Here is a 20,436-nt window from a genome sequence, read left to right as displayed (position 1 = left end):
TCACCGTTCGTGGTCGTGGCCGCCGTACGCGGCGTCTTCGGAGTCGGGGTCGCCGTACGCGTCGCCCTCGGCGTCGGGGTCGCCGTACGCGTCGCCCTCGGCGTCGGGGTCGCCGTACGCGGCGTCCTCCAGTTCGCTCAGCACCAGTTCCTCCACGCGTTCCGCCAGGGCGGCCACCGTGCGGGAGAGCAGGACGTCGCGGGGGGTGAGCGTGACGCCGAAGGCGTCGTTCGCGCGGGAGGCGATGAGCAGGGCGCGCATGGAGTCGCCGCCGAGCAGGAAGTAGTCGTCCTCGGCGCCCACGGCGGTCTGGAGGGTCTCCTCCCAGATGGCCGCCAGCGCCTCCTCGGCCGGGGTGCGGGGTGCCACGTACCCGGACCCCGGCCGTTCCTCGGCCGGTGCCGGTGCCGGGGCGGGCAGGGCGGCCCGGTCGGTCTTGCCGTTCTCGGTGACCGGGAAGCGGTCCAGCACCGCGAACGCCGAGGGCACCATGTAGCCGGGCAGCGTGCGGGCGGCCAGCGCCCGCAGTTCGGCCGGGGTGGGCGGCTGCGCGCCGGGGGCCGTGAGCAGGTGGGCGACCAGCCGGGGCTGGCCGGGTTCGTCCTCGCGTACGGTCACCACCGCGTCCAGCACGCCCGGATGGCCGGCCAGCGCCGCCTCGACCTCGCCCGCCTCGATGCGGTGGCCGCGCAGCTTCAGCTGGTGGTCGGTGCGGCCCAGGTAGTGCAGTTCGCCCCCGCTGTCGCGGCGCACCAGGTCGCCGGTGCGGTACATGCGGGTGCCGGGCGGCCCGAACGGGTCGGCGCGGAAGCGGGATGCGGTCAGTCCGGGCCGGCCGAGGTAGCCGCGGGCCAGTGCCGGTCCGGCGAGCCACAGTTCGCCGGCGACGCCGTCGGGGACCGGCCGCAGCCGGGCGTCCAGGACGTAGGCGCCGGTGGCGGGCAGCGGGCGGCCGACGGGCGGTGCGCTGCCGTCCGCCTCCAGGGGGTCGGACCAGGTGGCGACGACGGTGGCCTCGGTGGGGCCGTAGGAGTTCACCATGCGGTGGTGCGGGGCCCAGCGGGCGACGAGTTCGGCACCGCACGCGTCGGCGCCGACGATCAGCGTCTTGAGGTCGGGCAGCGTGCCGGGGGTGCCGGCGGGCAGGGTGGCGAGCGCGGCCGGCGGCAGCAGGGTGTGCGTGATCCGCTCGGCCCGCAGGGTGTCGGCCAGTTCGGCGCCGAGCAGCGGGCCGGGCCGGGGTACGACCAGCCGGGCGCCGTGCGGCAGGGACATGCACAGCTCCAGCACGGAGGCGTCGAAGCTGGGCGTGGCGAACGCCAGCACCCGGTCGCCCTCGCCGACCTGGTAGTGGGCGGCCTCGGCGGCGGAGAAGGCGGCGAGCCCGCGGTGGGTGACGACGACGCCCTTGGGAGTGCCGGTGGAGCCGGAGGTGTAGATGACGTAGGCCGGGTCGTCCAGGTCGAGCGGGCGGGTCCGGTCACCGTCGCCGGGCCGGTGCCCGGGTACGTCGTCCGGCGGGGCGGCGAGCAGCCCGGCGACCTCCTTGGCGTCGAGGGTGAGGGCGGGGGCCGCGTCGCCCAGCATCAGGGCGATCCGCTCCTCGGGGTAGGCCGGGTCGACGGGCAGGAACGCGGCGCCCGCCTTCGCCACCGCGAGCTGCGCCAGCACCATGTCCGGCGAGCGGGGCAGCAGCAGCGCGACGAGGTCGCCGGGTCCGGCGCCGCGGGCGATGAGCCGGTGCGCGAGCCGGTTGGCCCGGGCCTCGGCCTCGGCGAAGGTGAGCAGCGTGCCGGGCGCGCCGAGCGCGGGGGCGGTGGGCCACCGGTCGACGGCGGCCTCGATCAGGGCGGGCAGGGTGGCGGCGGGCACCGGGCCGAGCGCCGGGCGGGCGGGGCCGTGCAGCAGCCGGTCGCGTTCGCCGGGCGGCAGCAGGTCGAGGTCGTCCAGGCGGGCGGTGCCGTCGGAGGCGGCCAGCGTGTGCAGCGCGTGCAGCAGCTGTCCGGCCAGGGAGGCGGCGGTGGCCGCGTCGAAGTACCGCGGGTCGTAGCCGAGTTCGACGGCGAGCCGGTCGCCGGGCGAGACGACCACGGTGAGGGGGTAGTTGGTGGCCTCCCGGGCGTCCAGGTCGCGCAGGGCGAGCCCGTGCGCGCCCGCGGTCGCGTCGCCGACCGGGTAGTTCTCGAAGACCACCAGGCTGTCGAACAGCGCCGTGTCGGACGGCAGTCGGCTGAGGGAGTGCAGGGTGTTCAGGGGCAGGTGGTCGTGCCGGCGGTCCTCGGCGCGGGCCTCCTGCACCGTGCGCAGCCAGGCGGCGCATCGGGCGTCGCCGTCGACCGCGGTCCGGGCGGGCAGGGTGGTGATGAACAGCCCGGTGACGGTGTCGGCGCCGGGCAGGTCGGCGGGCCGGCCGGAGACCGTGGTGCCGAAGCACACCTCGCGCTGCCCGCTCCACCGCGCCAGCAGCAGCGCCCAGGCGCCCTGCACCAGCGTGTTGAGGGTGAGGCGGTGCCGGCGGGCGAACTCCTCAAGGTGCCGCGTCTGTTCGGCGCCGAGCCGTTGCGACAGCCAGGTGCCGGAGCGGGCCGTGGTGCCCGGGGCGGGCCGGCGGTCGTACGGCAGCGGGGTCGGCGCGGCGAGGCCGGCCAGCGCGCCGCGCCAGTGCTCCTCGGCGGGGCCGGTGTCCCGGGCGGCCAGCCAGGCGGCGTAGTCCGCGAACGGCCGGCGCTCGGGCAGCCGGGGCCGCTCGCCGCGGGCGAGGGCGGCGTGCGCGGCCGTGACGTCGGACAGGACGTGGAAGACGCTCCAGCCGTCCAGGAGGACGTGGTGGAAGGTCCACACCACGCGGACCGCGTCCGGGCCGAGCCGGACCAGGGCGATCCGCAGCAGCGGGGCGCGGTCCAGGGCGAGGCCGCGGGCCCGCTCGTCGGCGAGCAGCCGCTCCAGCTCCGCCTCGCGCCGGTCGGCCGGCAGGGCGCTCCAGTCGTGCTCGGTGACGGGCAGGATCGCGGTCCGGTGGACGATCTGGAGCGGCACGGGTACGCCGTGCAGGGCGACGGAGGTGCGCAGCACGGGGGTGCGGTCGACGACGTGCTGCCAGGCGGCGGCCAGGGTCCCGGGGTCGCCGGCGCCCTCCGCCACGAAGGTGATCTGCTCGACGTACAGGCCGTGTTCGGCCTCGTCCAGGCCGTGCATCACCATGCCGGTCTGGGTGGGCGTGAGCGGGTACACGTCGGTGACGTCCGCGCCGTTGCCGACGAGCCGGTCGACGGCCGCCTGGTCGAGCGGCGCGAGCGGGAAGTCGGAGGGGGTGCGGCCGCCCGCGCCGGGTTCGGCGCAGTGCCGGACGATCGCCCGGAGTTCCTCGGTCAGTTCGGCCGCGAGACGGCCGACGGTCTCCCGCCGGTGCACCGCGCCGCTGTACGACCAGGTGAACTCCAGTCGCCCGTCGCTCACCTGCCCGAGGACGTCGAGGAGGTGCGGCCGGTCCGCCGAGCGGTCCATGCCGCCGGCGAGGCCGCCGTGCGGCGCGTGCAGCAGGCCGCCAGGGGCCGGGGTCCCGTCCGGCCGGCCCAGGTAGTTGAAGCAGACGGGCGGCAGACCGGGCAGTTCCCGGCCGGCGGTGGGGTGCAGGTAGCGCAGCGCGCCGTAGCCGAGTCCGCCGTGCGGTACGGCCCGCAGGTTCTCCTTGACCGCCTTGAGCACGGTGCCGGTGCCGGCGTCCCGGGGCACGTCCAGGGCGACGGGGTACATGGCGGTGAACCAGCCGGCCGTGCGGGCGAGGTCGGTGTCCGGGAACAGGTCCTCGCGGCCGTGGCCCTCCAGGGTCACCGCCACCCGGTCCCGGCCGGTCCAGCGGGCCAGGACCCGGCCGAGCGCGCTCAGCAGGACGTCGTTGACGCGGGTGCGGTAGGTGTCCGGCACGTCCTGGAGCAGCCGGCGGGTCTCCTCGGCGTCGAGGCCGGCGGTCACGCTCTCCTCGTCGGCGACGGTGTTCGTGCCGCCCGGGTGGTCCACGGGCAGCGCGGTGCCGGCGTCGAGGCCCTGCCAGTGGGCGAGTTCGGCGTCGAAGCCGCCCGCCTCGGTGTGCGCGGCGAGCCGCCGGGCCCAGTCCCGGAACGAGGTGCTCTTGGGTCCGAGGGCGGGCCGTTCGCCGTCCCGCAGCGCGCGGTAGGCGGTGTCGAGGTCCTCCAGGAGCAGCCGCCAGGACACGGCGTCCACCACCAGGTGGTGGGCGGCGAGCAGCAGCACCGGCCGGCCGCCGTCGCCGGGCCGGCACAGTGCGGCCCGCAGCAGGGGCCCCGCGGCCAGGTCGAAGCCGGCGGCGAGGGTCTCGGCCACCGCGCCCGGGTCCGTCCGCCGGTGCACCTCCAGGTGCGGCTCGGCGCCGGGCGCGGTGCCGTACTGCCGCCACCGCCCGTCCTCGTCCCGCTCGAACCGCAGCCGCAGAGCGTCGTGGTGCTCCACTACGGCTGCCAGGGCGGCTCGCAGCAGGTTCTCGTCGGGGTCCGCGGCCAGCTCGTGGGCGACCGTCTGGCTGAAGTGCGCGGGGTCGCCGGTGAGGGTGTCCAGCAGCCAGTGCTGTACGGGGGTGAGCGGGGCGTCGCCGGTCACCGGGCCCTGCTCGGCGGCGACCGTGGCGACCGGGACGCGCTCCGCGGCGGCGGCGAGTTCGGCGAGGGTCTGGTGCGTGAACAGGTGCCGGGGGGTCAGCGCGAGCCCGGCCCGGCGGGCGGCCGAGACGATCCGGATGCCGAGGATGGAGTCGCCGCCGAGCGTGAAGTAGTTGTCGTCGGCGCCGACCTCGGGCACGCCGAGCACCTCCGACCAGATGGCCGCGAGGGTCTGTTCGGCCTCGGTACGCGGCGGCCGGCCTGCCTCCCCGGTGCCCGGCGCGGCCCACTCGGGTACGGGCAGCGCCCGCCGGTCGAGCTTGCCGGTGGCCCCGAGCGGCAGCCGCTCCAGCGGGACGACGAGGGCCGGCACCAGGTGGTCGGGGAGGCTGCGGGCGAGGAAGGCCCGCAGCTCGGCGGTGTCGGGCAGGGCGGCCCCGGCGGTGTCGGACCGGGCCGGGGTGCGGGGCACCACGTAGCCGACCAGGCGGCGGTGGCCCGCGTGTTCGATCACCCGGGCCGCGGCGCCCGCCACCGCCGGGTGGCGGGCCAGCGCGGCCTCGACCTCGCCGAGTTCGATGCGGAAGCCGCGCACCTTCACCTGGTCGTCGCCGCGGCCGAGGTAGACGAGGTCGCCGTCGGCGGTCCAGCGGACCAGGTCGCCGGTGCGGTACATGCGGCCGCCGGGCGGGCCGAACGGGTCCGGCAGGAAGCGGCCGGCGGTCAGGCCGGGCCGGCGCAGGTAGCCGCGGGCGACGCCGGTCCCGGCGAGGAAGAGCTCGCCGGGCGCGCCGGGGGGCACCGGGCGCATCCGCTCGTCCAGGACGTAGGCGCGGGCGCCGCCGAGGGGCCGGCCGATCGGCGGGTCGCGGTCGGGGTCGGCCGGGTCGCAGGTGAAGGCGGTGGCGTAGACGGTGGCCTCGGTGGGGCCGTAAATGTTGTGCACCCGGCTGCCGGGGATCGCCGTGCGGACCCGGCGTACGGTCCGGGCGGGCAGCCCCTCCCCCGCGAGGACGACGGTGTCCGCGGTGATGCGGACGGCGTCCTCGGCGAGCAGCCGGTCCAGGGCCGAGGGCACCGCGCTCAGCAGTCCGGCGCGCCAGGGCCCCGGGCGCTCGGCGAGGGCCAGCAGGTCGCGGACGACCTCCACGCAGCCGCCGGACAGCAGGGGCGAGAAGATCTCGAAGACCGACACGTCGAAGTTGAGCGAGGTGGAGGCCACCACGTGGTGCAGGCCCCGGCCGCCGAACTCGGCCGCCGCCCAGTCGGTCAGCGCCAGCACGGAGGCGTGGCTGACGACCACGCCCTTGGGCCGGCCGGTCGAACCGGAGGTGTGGATGACGTAGGCGGGGTGGGCGGGCAGCAGGGGGGTGCGCCGTTCGCCGTCGCCGACCGGGGTGTCCGGTACGCCGGCGCCCGGGTCCGCCTCCGTGTCCAGGAGGATCCGGGTGAAGGGGCCCTCGGGCAGCCGCCCGGCGGTCTCCGCGGCGGTGATCACGGCGTCGGGCCGTACGTCCTCGAAGAGGAACGCGACGCGCTCGGCCGGGTACTGGGGGTCGACGGGCAGATAGCCGGCGCCGCTCTTCAGCACCGCGAGGAGGGCCACGAGCAGGTCGGCGGTGCGCGGCAGACAGAGGGCGACGAAGCGCTCGGGTCCCGCGCCCGCGGCGATGAGCCGCCGCGCCAGCCGGTTGGAGCGCGCGTCGAGTTCGCGGTAGGTGAGGAGGGTGTCGCCGTGCCGGACGGCCGGGGCGTCCGGGGTCCGCTCGGCCTGCCGGCGGAACGCCTCGGGCAGGGTGTCGTACGGTGCCTCGGCCGTCCGTCCGCCGAACCGGTCCACGAGGGCCCGCTCTTCGGCCGGGTCCAGCAGCGGCAACTCGGCCAGCCGGCGGTCCGGGTCGGCGGCCATGCCGGTGAGCAGGACGCGCAGGCTCTCCCCGAGCGCCTGCACGGTCGCCTCGTCGAAGGCGGCGGGGTCGTAGTCGAGGTGCACGTCCAGGGTGTCGCCGGGCGCCACGACCACGCTGAGCGGGTAGTTGGTGGGCTCCAGGTCCCGTTCCGATTCCATGGCGAGGCCGTGCCGGGCCAGTGCGCCCTCGTCGAACGGGTAGTTCTCGAAGACCACGATGGAGTCGAACAGGCCGGTGCCGCCGGGGACCTCGCTCCACGACTGGACCTGGGCCAGCGAGACGAAGTCGTGGCGGCGGGCCTCGGACTGGGCGGCCTGGAGGTCGCGCAGCCAGTCCGGCAGCGGGCGGGCCCCGTCGATGCGGACCCGGGTGGGCAGGGTGTTGATGAACAGGCCCACCATCGAGGTCACGCCCGGAAGTTCGGCGGGCCGGCCGGAGACGGTCGTACCGAACACCACGTCGTCACCGCCGCCGTAGCGGGACAGCAGCAGCGCCCACGCGCCCTGGAGGACCGTGTTGAGGGTGAGCCCGGCCCACTGGGCGGTCTCCCGCAGCCGCGCCGACACGTCCGGGCCGAGGGTGATGCGCACCGACCCGGAGGAGGAGGCGCGGTGGGCCTCGGCGGGCCGCCGGTCCCGGGGCAGTTCGGTGGGCGCCTGGAAACCGGCGAGGGTCTCCCGCCAGTACCGTTCGGCCCGGCCGGTGTCGCGTCCGGCGAGCCAGCGCAGGTAGTCGGCGAAGGGCCTGCGCTCGGGCAGCCTCGGGCGGTGCCCGGAGGTGAGGGCCGCGTACCGTGCGCACACCTCGTCGAAGACCTGGGCGGCGCTCCAGCCGTCGAGCAGGACGTGGTGGAAGGTCCACACCAGGCGGACCCGGTCGGGTGCCAGCCGGATCAGCGTCAGCCGCATCAGGGGCGCCGTGCCGAGGTCGAGGCCGGCCTGCCGGTCCGCTTCGAGCAGCCGGTCCAGCTCGCGCGCGCCCCACTCGGCGGGCCGTCCGGACCAGTCGTGGTGGGTGACGGGCACGGAGGCCCGGTGCCGGACGACCTGGAGCGGTTCCGGGGTCTCCTGCCACACCAGGCCGGTGCGCAGCACCGGGTTGGCGTCGGCGGTGTGCTGCCAGGCCTCGGCGAGCGCGTGCGGGTCGGTCACGCCGGTCAGCACGAGCTGCACCTGGTTGACGTAGGTGCGGCTGTCGGCGTCCAGCAGGCTGTGGAAGAGCATGCCCGCCTGCATCGGGGTGAGCGGGTAGACGTCGGCGACGTCCCGGCCGTCCCCGGCGATCCGGTCCACGGCGGCCTGGTCCAGGCGGGCCAGCGGGAAGTCGGACGGGGTACGGCCGCCCGCGTCGGGGCGCGCGCAGTGCGCGACGATGCCGGTCAGGGCGTGCAGCATGCCCTCGGCGAGCGCGGTGACGGTCTCCTCGCGGTGCCGTCCGGCGCCGTAGTACCAGGTGATCTCCAGCTGGTCGTTCTCGACCCGGGCCACGACGTCCAGCAGGTGCGGCCGCTCGGTGCCGGGCGCCTCGGCGCCGCCCAGGCCGCCGGGCACCGCCCCGATCAGGGTGCCGCCGTCGGCGGACCAGTCGAAGCGGCCCAGGTAGTTGAAGGTGATGCCGGGCGCCGGCGCGTCGGCGAGCCGGGGGTCGCGGGCGAGGTGGCGCAGGACGCCGTAGCCGAGTCCCCGGTCGGGTACGGCCCGCAGCTGCTCCTTCACCGACTTCAGGGCGGTGCCCCAGTCCCCGGCCGGGACGGTCAGGGCGACCGGGTGGAGGGAGGTGAACCAACCGACCGTGCGGGACAGGTCGACGTCCTCGAACAGCTGGTCCTCGCGGCCGTGTCCCTCCAGGCCGACGGCGACGGTGTCGCGTCCGGTCCAGTCGGCGAGGACCCGGCCCAGCGCGGTGAGCAGGACGTCGTCGACACGGGTGCGGTAGACGCCGGGGACGCGGCGCAGCAGGCCGTCGGTGCGGTCGCGGTCCAGCCGTACGGTGACCTCGCGGACGTCGGCCATGGTGGTGCCGCCGTCGCCGTCCACGGGGAGCGGGTCGGCGCAGTGCCGGGCGGCCCGCTCCCAGAAGTCGAGCCGGCCGGCGAAGGTGCCGGTGCGCTCGTGCAGCCGGCGGGTCCACTCCCGTACCGAGGTGGTGCGGGCGGGCAGCCGTACCGGCTGTCCGGCGGCGGCCTGCGCGTAGCCGGTCTCCAGGTCCTCCAGCAGGATCCGCCAGGAGACGCCGTCGACGACCAGGTGGTGGGCGACGAGCAGCAGCCGGGCGGGCCGGGTGCCGTCGGCGGTGAACAGGCGCGCGGTGAACAACGGGCCGGTCTCCAGCCGGAGTCCGGCGTGGGCCTCCGCCGTGACGCGTTCCTCGGCCTGCCGGTCATGGACCCGGAGCAGCTCCGGGACCGGGCTGTCGGCGGCGATGTCCTGGCTCCAGGAGCCGTCGCCGCCGAGCGCGAACCGGGCGCGGAGGGCGTCGTGGTGGGTCCACAGGGCGGTGAGGGCGCGGCGCAGGGCGTCCTCGTCGACCGGGCCGGCGGCCTCGATGACGACGGACTGGTTGAAGAAGGCGGCGTGCGCCGGCCGCGGGTCGAGGAACCAGTGCTGGATCGGGGTGAGGTCCGCCGGTCCGCTGACCGGTCCGGTGCCGGCGACGGCGGGCGCGGCGTCGCCGCCGGCGGCGGCCAGCTCGGCGACGGTGGGGTGCCGGAAGAGGTCGCGCGGGGTGAGGGTGAGCCCGGCGGCCCGGGCCCGGGAGACCACCTGGATGCTGAGGATGGAGTCGCCGCCCAGCGTGAAGAAGTTGTCGTCCACGCCGACCCGTTCGACGCCGAGCAGCTCGGCCCAGATCCCGGCGAGGACCCGCTCGGTCTCGGTGCGCGGGGCGCGGTGGGCCCGGTCGCCGCCCGCCGACCAGTCGGGGGCGGGCAGCCGCCGCCGGTCGACCTTGCCGTTGGCGGTCAGCGGCAGCTCGGGCACGGTGACGAACGCGGCGGGCAGCATGTAGTCGGGCAGTGCGGCCGCCAGGTGGGCGCGCAGCTCGGCGGTGCCGGGTACGCCGGCGTCGCCGGCCGGCACCAGGTGGGCGGCGAGCCGCTTGCGGCCGGCGTCCTCGTAGAGGGAGACGACGGCCTCGGCGACGGCGGGGTGGGCGGTGAGCCGGGCCTCGATCTCGGCGGGTTCGACGCGGAAGCCGCGGATCTTGATCTGGTCGTCGGCGCGGCCGACGAAGTGCAGTTCTCCGTCGGCGCTCCAGCGCACGAGGTCGCCGGTGCGGTACATCCGGGTGCCGGGCGGGCCGAAGGGGTCGGCGACGTAGCGGGCGGCGGTCGCTCCGGGGCGGCCCGCGTAGCCCCGGGCCAGTCCCGCGCCGGCTATGTACAGCTCCCCGGGGATGCCCGGCGGTTGCGGCTGGAGGGCGGCGTCGAGGACGTGCACGCGGGTGTTGTCCAGCGGGCGGCCGATGGGCAGCACGGCGGGCAGCGGGTCGCCGGAGCGGAAGACGCGCCGGGTGGCGAAGGTGGTGGTCTCGGTGGGGCCGTAGCCGTCCACGACGGTCAGGCCGGGGCAGGCGTCCAGGACCCGGCGCACGGCCGCGCCCGGCACGGCCTCGCCGCCGGTCCACACCTCGCGGGCGCCGCGCAGGCAGCCGGGGTCCTCCTGGGCCAGCAGGCGGAACAGCCCGGCGGTCAGCCACAGGCAGGTCACGCCCTGTTCCGTGACGGCGCGCCGGACCTGGGCGGCGTCCAGGTCGGCCGGCGCGGCGAGCACCGCGGTGCCGCCGCGCAGCAGCGGCACCCACACCTCGTAGGTGGCGGCGTCGAAGGCGTGCGGCGAGTGCACGAGGACCCGGTCGTGCCCGGTGAAGGCCCGGTCCAGGGCGAGCGCGGCGACGTCCCGCTGGCGCACCGCGACGCCCTTGGGGGTGCCGGTGGAGCCCGAGGTGAACATCAGGTACTGGACGTTGTCGGGGTGCACGGTGTGCGCGGGCGCGGGGCCGTCCGCGCCGGAGGTGCCGTCGACGCGCAGCACACGGTCGCCGGGCAGCAGCTCCAGGGCCGTGTCCGCCCGGCCGGCGTCGGTGAGCAGCAGCCCGGCGCCGGCCTCGGCCAGCGTCCGGCGCAGCCGCTCGACGGGTGCCCGGCCGTCCAGCGGGACGTACACCCCGCCGGTGCGGACGAGTGCCAGCTGGGTGACGACCAGCTCCACGGAACGGTCCATGAGCACGCCGACGGGCCGTTCCGGCCGTACGCCGAGCCCGGCCAGGCGGGCCGCCAGCGCCTCGGCGCGGGAGTCGAGTTCGCGGTAGGTGAGGTGCCGGTCGCCGGCCTCCAGGGCCACCGCGTCGGGGGTGCGGCGGACCTGCGCGGCGAACAGCTCCGCGACGGTGCCCTCCGGGAGGTCCGTACCGGTGTCGTTCCAGGCGCGCAGCACCTGCTCGCGGCGGTCCGGGGCGAGCAGCGGGAGCCGGGCGGGCGGGCGCCCGGCGCCGGCGGGCAGCCGGGTGAGCAGGACGGTCAGGTACTCGGCCATCCGCTCGGCGGTGCCCGCGTCGAACAGGCCGGGGTCGTAGCCCAGGCGCAGGGTCAGCTCGGGGCCCGGGTAGGCGGTGAGGCTGAGCGGGTAGTTGGTGGTCTCGACGCCCTTCAGTCCGCTCAGACGCAGTCCGTGGGCGGCGGCGAGGTCGTCGTCCACCGGGTAGTTCTCGAAGACGACGATGCTGTCGAACAGGCCGACCTGCTCGGGCAGTGCGGTGAACGTCCGCATCCGGGTGAGCGGCAGGTGGTCGAAGCGCCGGTCCTCGCTCTGGTCGTGCTGGAGGGCGCGCAGCCAGTCGGTCAGGGTGCCCTCGGCGGGGACCGCGACCCGGGTGGGCAGGGTGGTGATGAACAGGCCGGTCATGGCGTCGGCGCCGGGCAGCTCGGGCGGCCGGCCGGACACGGTGGTGCCGAACACCACCTCGTCCCGGCCGGCCTGCCGGGCCAGCAGCAGCGCCCAGGCGCCCTGCACCAGGGTGTTCAGGGTCAGGCCCGAGGCGCGCGCCAGCTCCTCCAGCGCCCGGGTGGCGGGCGCGGGCAGCACGGCCCGGACCTCGTGCGTGGACTCGGCGCGGTGGGCCTCGCGCGGCTCACGGTCGTACGGCAGCGGTGTGGCCTCGGCCAGGCCGGTCAGGCGGTGCCGCCAGTGCCGTTCGGCGGCGGCCGGGTCGCGCTGCCGGAGCCAGGCCACGTAGTCGGCGTACGGGGGCCGGTCCGGGAGGGCGTCGGGGCCGTTGCCCGCGTGCCGGGCGAAGACGTCCGAGAGCACCTGGAACAGGCTCCAGCCGTCCAGCAGGAGATGGTGGAAGGACCACACCACGCGCACCGAGGTGCCGGAGGTGCGGGCGAGGAGCAGCCGCTGGAGGGGGGCCCGGCCGAGGTCGATGCCCTCGGCGCGGTCCCGGGCCAGCACGTCGTCCAGCCGGGCGCGGCGCTCCTGCTCCGTCAGGTCCCGCCAGTCCAGGTGGGTGACCGGCACGGCCGCGTGGCGCTGCACCACCAGCAGCGGCTCGGGCACGTCCTGCCAGACGACGCGGCCGCGCAGCACCTCGGTGCGGTCGGTGACGTGCTGCCAGGCGGCGGCGAGGGCCCGCGGGTCGGGCACGCCGTCCAGCTCGAACGTCAGCTGCTGGAAGTAGACCCCGCGGTCGTCCTGCGACAGGCCGTGGAAGAGCATGCCCGCCTGGGTGGGCGTGAGCGGATGGATGTCCGCCACCGCCGCCGGGTCCGCGCCGGTGATCCGGTCCACGGCGGCCTGGTCGAGCCGGGCCAGCGGGAAGTCGGACGGGGTGCGTCCGGCGGCCCCGGGCCGGGTGGCGTGCCGGGCCAGGCCGGCGAGCGCGTCGGCGAAACGCCGGGCCAGGTCCGCGACCGTGTCCCTGCGGTGCAGCCGGTCGGAGTAGAACCAGGTGAACTCCAGTGCGTCACCGTCGAGTTGCCCGACGACCTCCAGGGCGTGCGGGCGCTCGGCCGCCGGGTCGGCGTCCAGTTCCAGCGGGCGTACGGTGCCCCGGAAGAGGCCGTCCCCGTCATCCGGCAGGCCCATCCGGCCCAGGTAGTTGAAGCTGATCTGCGCGGCCGGGGTGCGCGCCGGCGCCCCGGGCCCGGCGAGGTAGCGCAGCGCGTCATGGCCCAGGCCGTGCCGGGGTACGGCGCGCAGCTGCTCCTTGACCTGCTTCAGCACGGCGTCCCAGCCGGCGTCCTCGGGAACGGCGAGCGCGACGGGGTACCGGGTGGTGAACCAGCCGACCGTGCGGCTGATGTCCAGTTCGGGGAAGAGTTCCTCGCGGCCGTGCCCCTCGACGTCGACCACCACCCGGTCCCGGCCGGTCGCGGCGCACAGCGCCCGGCCGAGGGCGCTCAGCAGGACGTCGTTGGCCTGGGTGCGGTAGGTGTCGGGCAGGGTGCGCAGCAGGGCCGCGGTGTCCTCGGCGCTCAGCCGCACGGTGACCGCGCGCTGCGAGGCGTAGGTGTTGGTGCCGCCCGGCAGGTCGGCGGGGACGGCGGGTGCGGTGCCGGGCACCGCCCGGGCCCAGTACTCCCGCTCGCCGGCGAAGCCGCCGTCGGCCGCGTGGGCGTTCAGCCGGCGGGCCCACGCGCGCAGCGGCGAGGACTTCGGGGGCAGCGCGGCCTGACCGTCGCCGCCGGTGCGGCGGGCCCGGTAGGCGCGGTCCAGGTCGTCCAGCAGCAGCCGCCAGGACACCCCGTCGACCACCAGGTGGTGGACGGCCAGATGCAGGACGCGGGGCCGGCCGGCTCCCGGTTCGTGCAGGACGGCCCGCAGCAGCGGTCCCCGGGCGAGGTCGAAGGGGCCGAAGTGCGGGGTGTCCTGGTCCGGGCCGGTGTACCGGGCCAGGCGGACGCGGGGCGCCCGGTCCTCGACGTGCCAGCGGATCCCGGCGGCGCCGTCGGCGGCGGCGAAGCGGGAGCGCAGGGCGTCGTGGTGGGCGACCAGGTCGTTCAGCGCGTCCTCCAGCGCCGCCGGGTCCACGTCGTCGGGCACCTGGACGGACAGCGCCTGCGCGAAGTGGCCGGCGCGCCCGGCGGCCGTGCCGAACAGCCAGTGCTGGATGGGGGTCAGGGGGGCCGGGCCGGTGGCGGTCTCCGGTGCGGGGGCGGCCTCGCGCGGGCCCCGGGCGGCGTCCGCGCAGCGGGCGAGCGCGGCGACCGTCTGGTGCCGGTAGACGTCCCGCGAGGTCAGCGGCAGGCCGTCCTGCCGGGCGCGGGCCACGACCTGGATGCTGAGGATCGAGTCGCCGCCGAGCTCGAAGAAGTTGTCGTCGACGCCGATCCGCTCGGCGCGCAGCACCTCGGCCCAGATCGCGGCGAGGGTGCGCTCGGTGGGTGTGCGGGGCGCGACGTGCCGTACCGCGCGGACGGCGGGGCCCGGGTCGGGGAGCCGGCCGCGGTCGAGCTTGCCGTTCGGGTTCAGCGGCAGGGCGTCCAGCACCACGACGGCCGAGGGCACCATGGAGGCGGGCAGCGTCCGGCCGAGTTCGCGGCGTACGGCCTCCGGTTCCACCCGCTCGCCGGCGGCCGGGACGACGTAACCGGCCAGGCGCCGGTGGCCGTCACTGTCGGTGGTGGTGGTGGCCGCGGCCTCGGCGACGCCCGCGCAGCCCCGCAACGCCTCCTCCACCTCGCCGAGTTCGATGCGGAAGCCGCGCACCTTGACCTGCTGGTCGATGCGGCCCACGTATTCGAGCACGCCGTCGGCACGGCGGCGCACCAGGTCGCCGGTGCGGTACATGCGCTGTCCCGGCGCGCCGAACGGGTCGGCGACGAACCGTGCGGCGGTCAGGCCCGCACGGTTCAGGTAGCCGCGGGCCAGCCCGCCGCCGCCGAGGTACAACTCACCTGTGACGCCGACCGGCTGGGGGCGCAGCGCGTGGTCGAGGACGTAGGCGCGGGTGAGCGCGACGGGCTCGCCGATGGGCGGCGCCTGTTCCGGCAGCCGGTCCCCGGCGAACCATGCGGTGGCGTACACGGTGGCCTCGGTGGGCCCGTAGATGTTGGCGAGCCGGCTGCCGGGCAGGGCGGTGCGCAGATCGTGCAGCGTCTGCGCGGGCAGGGCCTCCCCGGCGAGGACGACGGTGTCCGCGGTCACGGGCGCCGCGCCCTGCGCGAACAGGCGGGAGACGACGGACGGCACCCCGCTCAGCAGCCCGGCCCGCCGGGGTCCCGTGCCGTCGGTGAGGGCCGGCAGGTCGGCGACCACCTCGACGGTGCCGCCCGCCGTGGTCGGGCAGAGCAGCTCGAAGACGGAGACGTCGAAGTTGAGGGAGGTGGAGGCGATCACATGGCCGAGCCCCCGCTCCCCGAACCGCTCCGCCGCCCACGCGGCCAGCGCGGCGACCGTGCGGTGGGTGACCACGACCCCCTTGGGGCGGCCGGTGGAACCCGAGGTGTAGATGACGTACGCGGGGTGGTCCGGCAGCAGCGGCCGGGGCCGGTCGGCGTCCGTGACGTCGGTGCCGGGCACGGCCGGGTCGGCGCAGTCCTCCAGGAGCAGCGGTGTGCAGTCCGGGGGCAGGGCGTCGGCGGTCTCCCGGGTGGCGATCACCAGGGCGGGCCGGGCGTCGGCGAGCATGAAGCGGACGCGTTCGGCGGGGTAGGCCGGGTCGACGGGCAGATAGCCGGCGCCGGCGGTGAGGACGGCCCACACCACGGGCACCAGGTCGGCGGTGCGCGGCAGGCACAGCGCGACCAGGGTCTCCGGGCCCGCGCCGCGCGCGAGGAGCAGCCGGGCCAGCCGGTTGGCGCGCCGGGCCACCTCGGCGTAGTCCAGCCGGTCGGGGCCGCAGACGACGGCGGTGCGGTCGGGGGTGCGGGCCGCCTGGGCGCGGAACAGCTCGGGCAGGGTGGCGGGTTCGGTGTCCGGGGAGCGGCGGGCGGGCGGGTTCCAGGCGTCCACCAGCGTGCGCTGCTCCTCGGCGGACAGCATGGGCAGCTCGGCCAGGGCGCGGCCGGGGCCGTCCGCCATGCCCTCCAGCAGGCGGTGCAGGTGGGCGGTCAGGCGGGCCACGGTCGCCGCCTCGAACAGGTCGGTGTTGAACTCGGCGGTCAGCGCGCAGTCGCCGTCCGCGTCCGGGGTGAACTCCAGGACCAGGTCGAAGCGGGCGGCGGGGCGGGGCAGCGGGTGCTCGGCGAGGCGCACCCCGCCGGACAGCGGCGGCACCGGCAGCGCGGTCTGCTGCACCACGAGCGCCTGCACCAGCGGGGTGCGGCTCGGGTCGCGCGGCGGGGCCAGCTCCTCCACCACCCGGTCGAACGGCACCCCGTCGTGCGCGAAGGCGTCCAGGACGGTCGTCCGCATGCTCTCCACGAACCGGTCCACGGTCGCCCGCTCGTCCACCTCGCCGCGCAGCACCACCGTGTTGGCGAAGAAGCCGGGCACGTCCTCCAGGTCCCGCCGGCCGCGGCCGGTGGTGACGGTGCCGAACGCGACGTCCCGCTGCCCGGAGTAGCGGGAGAACAGCAGCGCGCAGGCGCCGGCGAACAAGGTGAACACGGTGGTGCCGCGGCCCGCGGCCAGCTGCCGCAGCCGGGTCACCAACTCGGCGGGGAGCGTGTGCCGGTGAGCGGCTCCGGCGGTGGTGCGCACGGCGGGACGCGGCCGGTCGGTGGGCAGCTCCAGCTGCTGGAGGCCCGTCAGGTGCCGTCTCCAGTAGGCCAGGTCGGCGGCGTCCGTGTCGCCGGTGCGCTGCCCTCGCTCCCAGACCGCGAAGTCCGGGTACTGCACGGCGGGTTGCGCCAGGCCGTCGGGCTCCCCGGTGGTCTCCGCGTGGTAGAGGGCGGCGAGTTCGCGGGTGAGGATGCCCACGGACCAGCCGTCGGTGACGATGTGGTGCTGGGCCAGGAGCAGCAGGTGGTCCTCGGCGGCCAGGCGGACCAGCAGGGCCCGGGTGAGCGGGCCGGCCGCCAGGTCGTAGGGGCGGCTCAGCTCCTCGGTGAGCAGCGCCTCGGCGGCCTCGGCGCGGCGGGCGTCGGGTACGCCGGTGAGGTCGGCGGTCCCGAGCGGCAGCTCCGGCTCCGGCGCGACCCGCTGGACGCCCTGGCCGTCGACGGTGGTGAAGGTGGTGCGCAGGGAGGCGTGGCGGGCCGCGAGGCGGCGCAGGGAGCGGCGCAGCGCGTCCGGGTCCAGGGGGCCGCGCAGCCGCAGGGACACCCCGGTGTTGTACTCGCTGCCGCCCGCGGAGAGTTCGTCGAGGTACCACAGCCGCCGCTGGGCGCTGGACAGCGGCAGCACGGCCTCGGCGGGGGCGGGCGGGATCGGCTCGGACGGTGCCGCGTCCGACGGGTCGCCCAGCAGCCCGGCCAGGGCGGCGACCGTCCGCGCGGTGAACACGTCCCGGACCGTCAGCCGGACGCCCAGCTCCTCCCGGATCCGGGCCAGGACACGGGCGGCGAGGATCGATTCGCCGCCCAGCTCGAAGAAGTCGTCCGTCACCCCGACCGCCGCGACGCCCAGCACTTGCGTCCAGATCTCGGCGAGGGCCCGCTCGCGTTCCGACCGCGGCGCCACGTGCCCGGCCGCGGCCGAGCGCTCCGGAGCGGGCAGCGCCCGCCGGTCGATCTTGTGCTGCGGGGTGAGCGGCATCCGCTCCAGTACGACGATCGCCGAGGGCACCATGTGGGCGGGCAGCGCGGCGGCGAGGGCGGCGCGCAGGGCCGCGGGGTCGAGGGGGTGCGCGGGGGGCCGCGGGCCGTCGCCGGAGCCGGGTGGCGCGGTGGCGGGCCGGGGGTCGGCGGACGCCGGGGCTCCGGCGGGGGTGACGTAGCCGACGAGGCGCTGGTGGCCCGGCGTGTCCTCGCGTACCACGACGACCGCCTCGCCGACGGCGCCGGTCCGGCGCAGGGCCGCCTCGATCTCGCCCGGTTCGATGCGGAAGCCGCGGATCTTCACCTGCCGGTCCAGCCGGCCGAGGAACTCCAGCTCCCCGTCGGTGGTCCAGCGCGCCCGGTCCCCGGTGCGGTACAGCCGGGCGCCGGGCGGGCCGTAGGGGTCGGCGACGAAGCGGGCGGCGGTCAGCCCCGGCCGGCCCAGGTAGCCGCGGGCCACCGCGTCGCCGCCGACGAACAGCTCGCCGTCCGCACCGGCCGGTACGGGACGCAGCGCGGCGTCGAGGACGTGCACCCGGGTGTGCGGCAGGGCGCCGCCGATCGTCGGGGTGCCCCGGCCGGCGGTGAGCGGCCCGGTCCACGTGGCGACGATGGTGGCCTCGGTCGGACCGTAGGAGTTGATCATGCGGCGGCCGGGTGCCCAGCGGTCCACGAGCCCGGCCGGGCAGGCCTCCGCGCCCACGATCAGCGTGCGCAGGTGACGGGCCGTCCCCTGCGCGGGGTCGGGCAGGGTGGCCAGCGCGGCCGGCGGGATGAGGGCGTGGGTGATGCGGTGTTCGTCCAGGACCGCGGCGAGTTCGTCGCCCAGCCAGGGGCCGTCCGGCGGTACGACGAGCGTGGCGCCGGACAGCACGGAGACGAACAGTTCCAGGACGGAGGCGTCGAAGCTCGGCGAGGAGAACTGCAGCACGCGGTCGCCGGGGCCCACCGCGTACCGTTCGGCGGCGGCCGTGGTGAAGCCGCCGATGCCGCGGTGGGTGACCGTGACGCCCTTGGGGGTGCCGGTGGAGCCGGAGGTGTAGATGACGTAGGCGGCGTGGTCGGCGCCGGCCCGGGTACCGGGGCCGGGCTCCGCGTCGTCCCCGGTGTCCAGCAGCTCGCGGACTCCGGGCGGGTCGTCGAGGGTGACCGTGGGCGCGGCGTCGGCGAGCATCAGCGCGCGGCGTTCGGCGGGGTAGGCGGGGTCCACGGGCAGGAAGGCGGCGCCGGCCCGCGCGACGGCCAGCTCCGCCGCGATCAGCTCCATCGAGCGCGGCAGGACGAGGGCGACCACGCGGTCGGGTCCCGCTCCCCGCCGGACCAGGTGTGCGGCCAACCGGTCGGCGCGGGCGGCCAGTTCGCGGTAGGTCCAGGTGCGCCGGCCGTCGGTGAGGGCCGGCGCGTCCGGGGTGCGGGCCACCCAGGCGGCGAACAGCTCGCCGAGCGTCGGGTACGCCGGGGCCGCGCCGCTCCCCGGCGCGTCGGCGGCGGGGCCGGCCTGCCGCGGCAGGGAGGACGCCGGTGCGGGCTTGTCGTGCAGGTCCGTCATGGGTGAAGTCCTTTGGAGAGCGGGACGATGCGGCGCCGGGGACCGCCACGGGGGTGGCGCGCTGGACCGGGTGGCCCACCGGGTGGGCGCGACGGTGCTGCGGGGCGTGCGTGTGCCGGGGAGGGGTGCCGGGACGGGGGTGCCGGGGCCGTGGTCCACCGGCCGGCGTGCCGAGGGGTCGGGGACGACGTCATGGGTGACGGCCACCGGTACGCGGCGGGAGCGCGGGCTGCGGCGGTGGTGCCGGCCGGGAACCGGACCTCGGCGGTTCCCGGACCGGTCAGCCGTCGGCGGTGCGCCGGGCCGTGCGGCCGGAGATCTGGAGCCGGTCGACCCTGCCGGTGGCCGGATCGCGGTGGAAGCGGCCCCCGGGTTCGAGGCGGCCGGTGTCCGGATCGCGCAGGTCGCAGGAGAGGTCTGCGTAGCAGACCAGCGGGATGGGGAGGTCGCCGTCCACGGACAGGGCCGGCGAGCCGTCCGCTCCCGGCGCGACGCGGTAGGCCGTGGTGCCGTTGCGGTAGGTGCCCGCGCAGTCGGGCAGGGCGACGGGACGGCCCCGGTCCGCGACCCGCGCGCCGACGGGCACCTGGATGCCGGTCAGCCGGCCCAGTTCCTCGGCGAGGTCGCGCCAGAGCGCGGTCGCGCCGCCGGCGTTGCCGGTGAAGGCGACCACCACTCCGCTCTCCGGTTCGGCCCGCAGATGGCAGGACGTGCCCTGGGCGTTGCCGTCGTGGCCGCACCACACGCGGTCGTCCCGCTGGTAGAGGGCGAGTCCGGCGCCCCAGCCGTCGGCCAGCGCGCCCGGGCGGGCGGCCGGCTCGGCGCGGCGCATCTCCTTGGTGACGGCGGGCGGCAGCAGGTCCGCGCGGCCGATCAGCGCGTTGCCGAACGCGGCCAGGTCCCGGGCACTGGCGAGCAGCGCACCGGCCGGCGCCTCCAGCGGCGCCAGGTTCTGCCGGGCCGGACGGGCCTGACCCGTCGCGGTGTTGACGGCGTGCCCGGCGGCCACGGGCCGGGCGGCCACCGTGTCGCCGATGAACGCGGGTGCGACGCCCAGCGGCTGGAGGAGCAGCGCCCGGACCGCCTCGTGCCACGGCATGCCGGTGACCGTCTCCACCAGCCGGCCTGCGGCGACGTAGCCGGCGTTGGAGTAGGAGAAGTCGGTGCCCGGCGGGAACAGCGCGTCCCGGGCGGTGCACACGGCCGCGAGGTAACGGGCGGCCGTGGTCGTGGCGGCCGTGTCCGAGTCGGGACCGGTGGGGAACCCGCTCGTGTGGGACAGAAGATGACGGATCGTCACGTCGGGGACGTCGGCCAGCTCCGGGAGGTGTGCGGCGGCGGGCTCGTCCGGGTCGAGGTCTCCGTCGTCGGCCAGGAGCATGACGAGCGCGGCGGTGTAGGGCTTGGTGAGCGATCCGAGGGGGACCGCGGTGTCCGGGGTGAAGGGGCTGCCGGCCGCGGTGTCGGCGGTACCGGTGTGCACGGATATGAGGTCGGTGCCGGTGTCGAGGGCTATGTGGGCACCGGGCACCCGGTGGGTCCGGGCGAGGGCGTCGAGGCGGTCCTGCAGCTCCCGGTGCAGCAGGGACGGCGTCCGGGAGGCGGCCGGAGCGGCGGGGAAGGTGTACGGCATGAGAAGGGGACTCCCGTTGGATGGGTCTCATGTGCGGGTGTGCCGGTCCGGCCCGTGAGCGGCACGGGGCCGGCCGGTGCGCGGTGCGCGCG

Annotated in this window: 2 protein-coding genes; both read right to left on the bottom strand. The window is 76.8% G+C overall.

Features of this window, described 5'->3' with window-relative positions:
* Entirely contained in the window at nucleotides 1-18,711 is an 18,711-nt protein-coding gene (locus IG05_RS0120800; protein WP_030344681.1) for a non-ribosomal peptide synthetase, read from the bottom strand.
* 280 nt (nucleotides 18,712-18,991) lie between these two features.
* Nucleotides 18,992-20,344 carry a serine hydrolase domain-containing protein gene (locus tag IG05_RS0120795; RefSeq protein WP_030344680.1) on the bottom strand — a complete coding sequence of 451 codons (1,353 nt, stop codon included), beginning with the start codon at nucleotides 20,342-20,344 and terminating at the stop codon, nucleotides 18,992-18,994.
* Nucleotides 20,345-20,436: the final 92 nt, after the last annotated feature.

The sequence above is a fragment of the Streptomyces sp. NRRL S-1022 genome (assembly GCF_000720135.1).
Taxonomy (GTDB): Bacteria; Actinomycetota; Actinomycetes; order Streptomycetales; family Streptomycetaceae; genus Streptomyces.
The sequence above is the reverse complement of the archived record's forward strand: the minus strand, read 5'-3'. Positions and strand labels throughout refer to the sequence as shown.